Origin of the sequence: Kribbella sp. (assembly GCF_035655035.1) — a bacterium.
GTDB lineage: Bacteria > Actinomycetota > Actinomycetes > Propionibacteriales > Kribbellaceae > Kribbella.
Map to the genome: position 1 here is coordinate 1 of NZ_DASRVN010000578.1, position 9645 is coordinate 9645.

The 9645-nt window shown below is 69.6% G+C and carries 6 protein-coding genes; 3 read left to right on the top strand and 3 right to left on the bottom strand.

The window, feature by feature from the left end; genetic code table 11:
* Positions 1–195: 195 nt before the first annotated feature.
* Both VFF46_RS30800 and ffh read right to left on the bottom strand, forming a co-directional pair.
* Entirely contained in the window at positions 196–1599 is a 1404-nt protein-coding gene (locus VFF46_RS30800) for a lytic transglycosylase domain-containing protein (RefSeq protein WP_325040743.1), read from the bottom strand.
* Between the two features lie 245 nt (positions 1600–1844).
* Positions 1845–3410, bottom strand: a complete 1566-nt coding sequence (ffh, locus tag VFF46_RS30805) for a signal recognition particle protein (RefSeq protein ID WP_325040744.1) — start codon at positions 3408–3410, stop codon at positions 1845–1847.
* A gap of 189 nt (positions 3411–3599) precedes the next feature.
* Between ffh and VFF46_RS30810 the strand changes: the two genes are divergently transcribed.
* From VFF46_RS30810 to VFF46_RS30820, 3 genes are all read left to right on the top strand, one after another.
* Positions 3600–3848, top strand: a complete 249-nt coding sequence (locus VFF46_RS30810; protein ID WP_325040745.1) for a hypothetical protein — start codon at positions 3600–3602, stop codon at positions 3846–3848.
* 2 nt (positions 3849–3850) lie between these two features.
* Positions 3851–4996, top strand: a complete 1146-nt coding sequence (locus VFF46_RS30815) for a hypothetical protein (RefSeq protein ID WP_325040746.1) — start codon at positions 3851–3853, stop codon at positions 4994–4996.
* A gap of 212 nt (positions 4997–5208) precedes the next feature.
* Positions 5209–9024: a S8 family serine peptidase gene (locus VFF46_RS30820; RefSeq protein ID WP_325040747.1), complete on the top strand. Its 3816-nt coding sequence runs from the start codon at positions 5209–5211 to the stop codon at positions 9022–9024.
* Positions 9025–9045: 21 nt separating this feature from the next.
* On the opposite strand, the gene VFF46_RS30825 is transcribed toward VFF46_RS30820, so the two are convergent.
* Positions 9046–9645 (bottom strand): helix-turn-helix transcriptional regulator (locus VFF46_RS30825; protein WP_325040748.1); only part of this gene is annotated, 600 nt, incomplete at its 5' end.

The window sequence follows — 9645 nt, forward strand, 5'->3', positions numbered from 1 at the left end:
ATGATGATTTTGACCCGACGGTTACCACTACGGGTTAGGCGCATAGCCCCTTCAACGAACCAAGCGCCAGAAAGTTACATCAAGACGACGCAAAGTTACGGCCCACAGAAACCGCTCGGAAAACCGGCACCGAGGTAACGACGGACGCTACCTGAGGAGGGCCGGCCTCCGGCCGTCGAGCGATCGATCGGCTGTTCAGTTGGCAGGCCGCGGCGCACTCCCCGGCGTGGACGCCGACTTCGGTGGGGCGGACGCCGGGGTCTGCGTGCTGCACGTGCTCGGCGGCGTGGTCGCCGGGCTGCTGGGCGTCGTCGCAGGAGTCGACGGGGTGGTCGTCGGCTCGCCGCTCGGGGTGGTCGACGGGTCCGTCGGCGTGGAGCTCGGCGGGTCGGTCGGTGCCGACGTCGGCGTGCATGTCGGGTCGACCGGCGTCGGGGAGGTGGTGGTCGGCGGCGTCGGCTTGGTCGGTGGGGTGTACGGCGGTTTCGGGGTCGTCGGCTTGGAGGTCGTGGAGCCCGGGCCGTTGGTCGGCTTCGAGGCGGTCGGCTTGGAAGCGGTCGGCTTCGTCGAGCCGGTCACGCCGGACGTCGGTTTCGACGTGGTCGGCACCACGGTCGGGCTGGTCGACGTCGTCGTACCGGTCGTCGGGGCCGTGGTGGGGACCGTCGTCGGCGGGGTGGTCGGCGGCGTGGTCCGGGTCGTGTCCCGGCCGTTGCCCGCATTGCCGCTATTGTCCGGCGTCACGATCTGGCCCGGCTTGTCCGGGATGCTCACGGTGTCCTTGCTGTACGACTGCATCCAGCGCAGGACCGTCGAGACGTAGTCCATCGAGTGGTTGTAGCGCAGTACCGCCTGCACGAGGCCCTGCGGGTCGGACAGGTTCGCGCCGCCCGCGCACAGGTAGTCGCCCGCGGCACGGCTCGCGTCGAACACATTGCTCGGGTCCTTGACCCCGTCACCGTTGCCGTCGGCTCCGAACACCTTCCAGGTCCCCGGGATGAACTGCATCGGCCCGACCGCACGGTCCCAACTGGTGTTCCCGTCGTACACGCCCCGATCGGTGTCCGCGATCGCCGCCGTCCCGGCGCTCCCGTCCAGGACCGGGCCGAGGATCTTGCCGCGGGTGTTGCCGTTCGGATCCACCTTGCCGCCGCTGGCGTGGTCGGACTCGACCTTGCCGATCCCGGCCAGCAACGGCCAGGTGATGTGGCAGCCGGGCATCGACAGCGCCAGGTCGCGAGCGGCCTTCTGGTACGCCGCGAGCACCGTGCCCGGGATCCCCGACGTGTTGCCGAGCGCGCCGGGGATCGGCTGCACGGTGCCGTCGGTGGTACCGGTGAAGGGGACCTGGATCGTGGACTTCGCCTGCGTCGGCAGGCTGCCGTCGACACCGGGCTGCGCGGGCACCTTGTTCGCCAGGTCGTCGAAGACCGCATCCTGGCGCGGTGCGGCCAGCGCGTGCGCGTCGACGATGAACGTGTTCGAGGTGACGCCGCCGACCACGAACACGGCGACCAAGGCGGTAGGCGGCGCCAAGCAGGTGCAGGCGGCGGACAACTTGCCCCGCCACGTGTCCAGGTTCTTGAACTGCTGCCTCATCCGAACCGTCCTCGACGCATTCCGCAGTTGGTGTGTCTCTCGGGCGTAGGCACGATCTTAACCGCCGGAAGGTCGGCCACAACCCGTGCCGGTGCGCCGTGACCGGGTACCGAACAGGCAAGTTCAGGCGCTCGTACCCGGGTGTTCACCACGGTAGGCCGCGGGCGGCAGGCGGCGCGCCGGGCGAACGGACGACATTCCGCCGTCCGATCGGCCGACCTGAGGACTGCCCTTTCAGGAAGGCCTCAGTTGCCGCCGAGCATCTTCTTCAGGTCGTCCGGCAGCTCGAAGTCGCCGTCCTGCCCGGCGCCGCCGAACGCGGCCGGCAACTGACCCGGCTGCGGTGCCTGCGGCTGCTGGCTGCCCTGGTTCGCGCGCTTGGCCGGGTTGCCGGAGCCGCGCTTCTTGCCCTTCTTCTGCTGCTGCTTGGCCTTCCGGCCACCGCCGCCACCACCCATGCCCGGCATCCCCGGCATTCCGGGCATCCCCGGGATGCCCTTGCCGGACGCCATCGCGGCCATCATCTTGCGGGCCTCGAAGAACCGCTCGACCAGGCCGCTGACGGTGGCCACCTCGGTACCGGAACCCTTCGCGATCCGGGCCCGGCGGGAGCCGTTGATGATGTTCGGGTCGTTCCGCTCGGCCGGGGTCATCGAGTGGATGACCGCCTCGATCCGGTCGATCTCGCGCTCGTCGAAGTTCTCCAGCTGGTCCTTGAACTGGTTCGCACCGGGCAGCATGCCGAAGATCTTGGTCAGCGGGCCCATCTTCCGGACCGACTGCATCTGGGCCAGGAAGTCGTCGAGGGTGAACTCCTTGCCGCCCTTCTTCGCCAGCTTGGCCGCGGTCTTCGCGGCCTCCTCGGCGTCGAAGGTCTGCTCGGCCTTCTCGATCAGGCTCATCACGTCGCCCATACCGAGGATGCGGCTCGCCATCCGGTCGGGGTGGAAGACGTCGAAGTCCTCGAGCTTCTCGCCGTTGCTGGCGAACATCACCTGCCGGCCGGTGACCTGCGCGATCGACAGCGCGGCACCACCGCGGGCGTCACCGTCGAGCTTGGACAGCACGACGCCGTCGAAGCCGACACCGTCCAGGAAGGCCTGCGCGGTGGTGACCGCGTCCTGGCCGATCATCGCGTCGACGACGAACAGGATCTCGTCCGGGCTGACCGCGTCGCGGATGTCCGCGGCCTGCTTCATCAGCTCCTCGTCGACACCCAGCCGGCCGGCGGTGTCGACGATCACCACGCTGTACTGCTTGGCGCGCGCCTCGTCCATCGCCTTGCGGGCCACCTCGACCGGGTCGCCGACGCCGTTGCCCGGCTCCGGCGCGAACACCGGTACGCCGGCCCGCTCGCCGACCACCTGGAGCTGGGTGACCGCGTTCGGCCGCTGAAGGTCCGCGGCGACCAGCATCGGGGTCTGGTGCCGGGTCTCCCGCAGCCACTTCGCGAGCTTGCCGGCCAGGGTGGTCTTACCGGCACCCTGCAGACCGGCGAGCATGATCACCGTCGGCGGCCGCTTCGCCATCCGCAGCTCACGGGTCTCGCCGCCGAGGATGTTGACCAGTTCCTCGTTGACGATCTTGATGACCTGCTGCGCCGGGTTCAGCCCGCCGCGCACGTCCGCCCCGCTGGCGCGTTCCTTCACCGCCGCGATGAACTCCCGCACCACGGGCAGCGCGACATCGGCCTCCAGCAACGCGATCCGGATCTCCCGGGCGGTCGCGTCGATGTCGGCGTCGGTCAGCTTGCCCTTGCCCCGCAGATTCTTGAACGCGGTGGAGAGCCGATCGGAAAGCGTGTCGAACACGAGAAACAGTCCGTTTCCTCGAAGCGATGAACTCCCCGAGTCTACCGGCCCCCCAACCTGTGGATAACTCCCACGCCCCACTACCGCTCAGTCGCCTGAACTCGCGGCGGTCGAGGGCGCACCGAGGGCGCGTGGGCTTACAGACGGTTACCCTGCTGAGGACGGTTCGAGAGGTCGGAGGGGCTGCGGATGGGTGCTGAACAGTCGGCAGAGATGGCGGCAGCGCTGCGGGTCCTGGAGTCCGCGGAGCTGGAGCGCGGGACCAGGGAGGAGCGACTGGCTGAGTTTGCCCGTGCTCGGGAAGAGATCTGGGCGCTCGCAGACCGGGCTGGGTCCGACAGCACAGCGATCCGCGCGCTGACCCGCGGTCTGGAGTCGTCCGAGGAATTCCTGGCTGACGGCGCACCCTGGGACGAACCGCCGACGGCCGGCAACTGACCGTGGCCGACAGCGAGGATCTGGTACGGGTCGATCCGTCGTCGGACACGTACAAGGAGTTCGCGCGGCTCTACCACATTGCCCAGGAACTGCACCCCGGCGGCGAGAACGGCTGGAACGGCGAGCTGTACGCGCGCACCGATGCCAAGTGGGGCGGTCTGGCCAACGACGGCTCGATCCGGCTGAACCAGCGCCTGGTGCTCGACCACCTCACCGGGGGCGAGCGCAGCGCCGACCCGCAGGCTCAGGCGCAGGCACTCGCGACGGTCCTGCACGAATCCAAGCACACGCGGTCGGCGATCGACGCCCCGAACGAGCCGAACGCCGTACGCAACATGACGTCGGTCGCAGTCAACGAGGCTTTCGTCGAAATCAGCACCGTCGACGACTTCCGGGACTTCGCCGACCAGGCAGGGTACGGCGGTGTGCCCGATCCGGAGCCGGAGTACCAGGGTGCCGTGCAGGCCGGGAACGCCCTGCTGGAGCGCGCGACGAGCTCTGCCGAGGAGCGCGATCAACTGGTGAACGCCGTGATCGAGAATCCGACGGTGATGGGCTGGGACACCGTCGCGGACAGCGTCGTCCGCAATGAGCTGGCCGACGTGGTGCCGCCCGATCCTGAGCATCAGCAAGCCGCCCGAGCCCACCTGGTCAACCAGATGGCGATCCCCGAGTGGGACGGCGTACAGCATCGGCCGGGTCGCGGCTCGATGGTTGCGGAACTGACCACCGAAGGCATCGACAAGGGCGTCGGCCAGATCCGGGAGCATTACCAGCAGAACCCTGGCGAGCCCTACCCGGCGAGGATGCCCAACCAGGCCGCTGCGGTCTCCACCGAGGTGCAGAACGGTGAGCAGCAGCGCGCAGTGACCAACACCGTTGGCACGCAACTGCAGTCAGGCGGTCGCGCCGAGACGGTGGATCTCGCGAAGCTGCCTCCGCCGGATGCCGCCACCCGCATTGCTGCAGGTCCGGGCCAAGCCGATGCGACGCGATTCCTCCGGGATCAGGCGCCGGCTGCCGCGGCAACTCATCGCCGGCCTGAGCTGGGAGACGGGGCTCGCGGTGCCGGGGCTCCGGCAGCCGCCGGGATCAGCCGGCCGGGCGCCGACCGTGGCGCGACGCCGGGGCCGCCGGGGCGTGGGTAGCCGACGCCGATGACCTGGCTCGACGCAGTCAACAGCAACTAACCGCCCATCCCTTTCCATCGGTTAGCGGCTACGGGTGCGGGTTGTGGTGGACGCGCGTCGTGGCTCCTTGGGGACATGGCGCTGGGAGGTCGTGGGGATGGGTCGCGGGGTGGGGGGTGGGGAGTCGAGACTGGCTGCGCATCCCCCTCCGATTCCTGTGAGGTCCGCCCATGCCCCGTCGTCTCATTGCCCTGCTTCCGTCTGCCCTGATCGCAGTCCTGCTGCCGGCCTTGCCGGCCACGGCGGCTGGTCCGCCGGGGCGGTCGGTGCCCGACCCAGTCAAGACCTTCACGCTCGTCACGGGTGACGTCGTACAGGTCACCGGTACCGGCGCCGGTCAGAAGGTCAACGTCGTCCACGATGCCGCGCCGATCGGCGATGTGGTCGTGACCCGGTTCAACAACGATCTGTACGCCGTACCGACCGCCGTCTCGCCGCTGCTCGCGCAAGGGCGGCTCGATCCCAAGTTGTTCGACCTGTCCGAGCTCGACCGGTCCGGGTACGACGACGCCACCACGCCGGACCTCCCGTTGATCGCGACGTCCGCGTCCGCCACCACCCGCCGTACGCTCGCCACCGCGCCGTCGGCCGGTATCGCGAGTACGCACCTCCTGCCCGCCGCGGGCGCGGTGGCGCTCACGATGGACCGGGCCGAGCGTGAGGCGTTCTTCGCCGGTTTCAGCACCCGGACCGGTACGACGTACCGCTCGATGACCGCGGGTGTGACCAAGCTGTGGCTGGACGCGAAGGTGAAGGCGACCAGCGACGGCGAAAGCGAGAGCAACACGCTGATCGGCGCCGGTCCGGTCTGGCAGAGCGGCTTCGACGGTACCGGGCAGACGATTGCCGTCCTCGACACCGGCGTCGACCAGCACCACCCGGACCTGGCCGGCCGGATCGTGGCGGCGAAGTCGTTCGTGCCCGGCGACCCGGATCCGTTGACCGACGAGCATGGGCACGGTACGCACGTCTCCTCGATCGCGCTCGGTACCGGCGCGGCCAGTGCCGGCAAGTACGCGGGTACCGCGAAGGGCGCCAAACTCGCGATCGGCAAGGTGCTCGACGACACGGGCTCCGGTCAGACCTCCTGGATCATCGAGGCGATGGCCTGGGCCGCGCAGCAGGCGCCGACCGTGAACATGAGCCTCGGCGGTGAGCCGACCGACGGCTCGGACCCGTTGGCGGCGGCGCTCGACGACATCAGCACCCGCACCGGCGCGCTGTTCGTGACGGCGGCCGGCAACTGGGGCCCGGGCTTCGGCAACCCGTACCCGTTCACGGTCGCGACGCCCGCCTCGGCTGCCCGGGCACTTGCGGTCGGCAACGGCACGCACTCGTTCTACCTGGATGCCAGCTCGAGCGCCGGCCCACGGATCGGGACCCTCGGACTGAAGCCCGAGATCGTTGCCCCAGGCACCGACATCGTCGCGGCCCGGTCCGCCGACAGCAAGTTCTTCCCGCTGCCCGACGCCCCGCAGTACACCGAGCTGACCGGTACGTCGATGGCCGCGCCGCGGGTCGCCGGATCCGTCGCGGTGTTGCGCCAGCAGCACCCGGACTGGTCGGCGGACCGGATCCGGGACGCGATCACGAGTACGTCGTGCACCACTTCCTGCCGGGGTGCCACCGGCGGCACCGGTCCGGAGGCGAACCCGCAGATCTACTGGCGCGGTGCCGGCGGGCTCGACCTGCAGCGCGCGTCGCAGCAACGCGTGCAGGGCACCGGCCTGCTGGAGTTCGGCGTACACAGCGACCCGCTGCCCGCGCGTCCGATTGTCAACAAAACGATTGTGTACACCAACGACGGCGACACCGCCGTCACGCTGCAGCTCAGCCACTCGCTGCAGCGGCCGGACGCGAACTTCACCTACAACGTGCAGCCGTACGCCGACCCGCCCGGCCTGTTCGAAGTACCCGCGACGGTGACCGTCGCACCGCACGCGACCGCCGACGTACCGGTCACCGTGGACCTGAGCAAGGCCCCGGAAGGCAGTGTGTACGGCGAGATCGTCGCGACCGCGGGCGATGTCCGCGTGCGGACGACGCTGGACTGGACCCGGACCACCGAGCTGCACCGGCTGACGATCGACTACACCGGCCCGGACGGAGAACACGACTCGACGACCCGGCCGACGTTCGGCGCGCTGATCGACCTCGACACCGGGATGCAGCGCGCGGTCGGGTTCGCCGACGGCCGCGGGTACACCGTCGACTTCGCCGGAGCAATGACTGACCGGCCGCTGCTCCCGGCGCACCGGTACTCGCTCATGGTCTTCCAGGCCGAGGCCGCCGCCGGCATCTACAGCGCGTACGTCGGCGCCTGGACGAGCGCCGCGGTACCGGACATCGCGCTCACGGCCGACCGCGACGTCCGGCTCGACGCGCGGACCCGGAAGCCGTGGCAGGTGTCCACGGAACGGCCGAGCGTCGCGACCGGCGGGCGCGCGATCGAGCTCAGCCGGACCTACACGCTGGGGGCCGGGCAGCAGACCACCACCTTCACCGCGACCCTGACGCAGCCGGACTTCCAGCTCTACTCGATCCCCAGCACCGCCCCGACGACCGGTAGCCAGCAGATCCGGATCCTCGAGCACCGGGAGGCGCCGGCTGTCACCGTCGATGTCGGAGGCGTCTCGATCCAGGCCCGCCGGCCGCAGCTGGCCAATCTCACCGGTGCGTTCCCGGCTCGCCAGCTCGCGCGGCTGTACGACGCGGATGCCGGCAGTCCGGCAGAGCTCGCGAACGCCCGTGGGCGGCTGGTGGTGATCGACGAGATCGTGAAGACAGCCGGCAAGGCCTTGATCGACGACGTGATCGGCGCGGCGACCAAGGCCGGTGCGAGTGGAGTTCTCGTCGCCGTCCAGGACGACGGCGTCGCCGAGCGGATCGCTTCGAAGCCGCCGGCGATCCCGGTCGGCGTTCTGACGAAGGCACAGGCGGCGGCCCTGCGTAAGGCGATCCACGCCGGCCGGACCGTCGCCCTGGTCCGGAGCGGCTTCCCATCGCCGTACACCTACGACCTGGTACACACCAAGAGCGGCGCGATCGGCACCGACACGACGGTACGGGTACGCGACCGCGAGCTCGGGGTCCGGCACACGTCGTACCACCGGCTCGACTCGGCAGGTGGGTACCAGACGGTCGGTGACATCCGTGGGGAGTTCTTCGGCGCCTACTGGACCTCCACGAGCCTGGTGCCCGACCAGTTCGAGCGGGACGAGCTGGTGACGCCCCGACACGAGTTCTCCAGGTCGTGGAACCTGCTGAACGAATACGCCGAGTTCTGGAACGACGCAGGTGCGTTGCAGCGCGGCCAGGTGCTGCCGACGGACGTCGGCTCCGGTACGACGGTGCCGAGCGTCGGAGCGCAGACGCAGGCGATCAACGGGAAGCTGATCCTCGCTCTGGGCGGCACTGGGTACCAAGGCTCACGGTCTGCCGTCAGCCAGTCCTTCTTCGACGGCAAGGCGACCAGTGCGTTCGCAGTGAACGACGATCTCTGCAAGGGCCCTGCGCCGTCCAACTGCAACCTGCCGGGGCCTGGCCGCTACCGGCTCGACTACACCGCCAGCCAGGGCACGATGCCGCTGGCGACGAAGAACAGCTCCAGCTGGACGGTGAACGTGACAGCCGGCGCTGACAGCAAGCCGGTACCGCAGCCAGTGGTCAAGTGGAACTGGTCAGCCGCGACCGGTCTCGACAACACCGCACCGAGCCACCCCTACGCGGTAACGGTCCGGCCGGGCTACGTAGCGCCGTACCAGAGCAGCAACGGGCGCTTCGCTGTCCAGCTGCAGGTCACGTACGACGATGGTGCGACCTGGCTACCGGCAGGCAGCCGCACTGTCGCACCAGGTGGTTCCGCTGTCTTCACGGTCCACCCTGCGAAGGTCTCCAACGGGTACGTGGGCTACCGGATCAGTGGCACCGACCAATCCGGCAACAGCCTCGACCAGTGGGTACTACGGGCAGCCCACACGAGCTGACCGCGTCCGCCGGGGCTGGTGTCAGCTCAGCCAGCCCCGGCGGTGCGCTTCCCAGCCCAAGTGAACGCGGGACGTCGACCCGGTCCGGGTCATCAGCTCCTGGACCTGCCGGACCACAGAGCGTCTGCTGATCCCCCAGTGCGCAGCGATCGCCTCGTTCGTCAGTCCGGACAGCAGCATCGACAGGAGCTCGCGTTCGCGACCGCTGAGCCGTTCCGGATCGGTCACGGTGTCCCGCTCGGCCGCCAGCAGCATCGGTGCGGCTGCTGCCCACAGAGTCTCGAAGTACGTGCACAAGGCCAGCACCAGCGACGGCGCCGTGACCTGTAAGGCGACCGACGAGTCGTCGCCGGGCCGGACGCTGACGATCGCGACCTCCCGGTCCGCGATCGCGAGCCGCATCGGGATGCCGGGGTAGACGCGGTTCTCGTAGTTCGGCATGGTCTTGTCGCGGACCAGTTCGCGGAAGTGCTCGTCCTGCAGGATGTCCAGCTCGAACACCGCCCGGACCTGTTCGGCCGTCACCACCGGCGACTCCCCCGGGTGCACCGCGACGGTGGTCGCCTTGACGAGCGCCAGGTACTCCATCGTCGCGTCGGTCTGCAGCCGCAGCACCCGGCG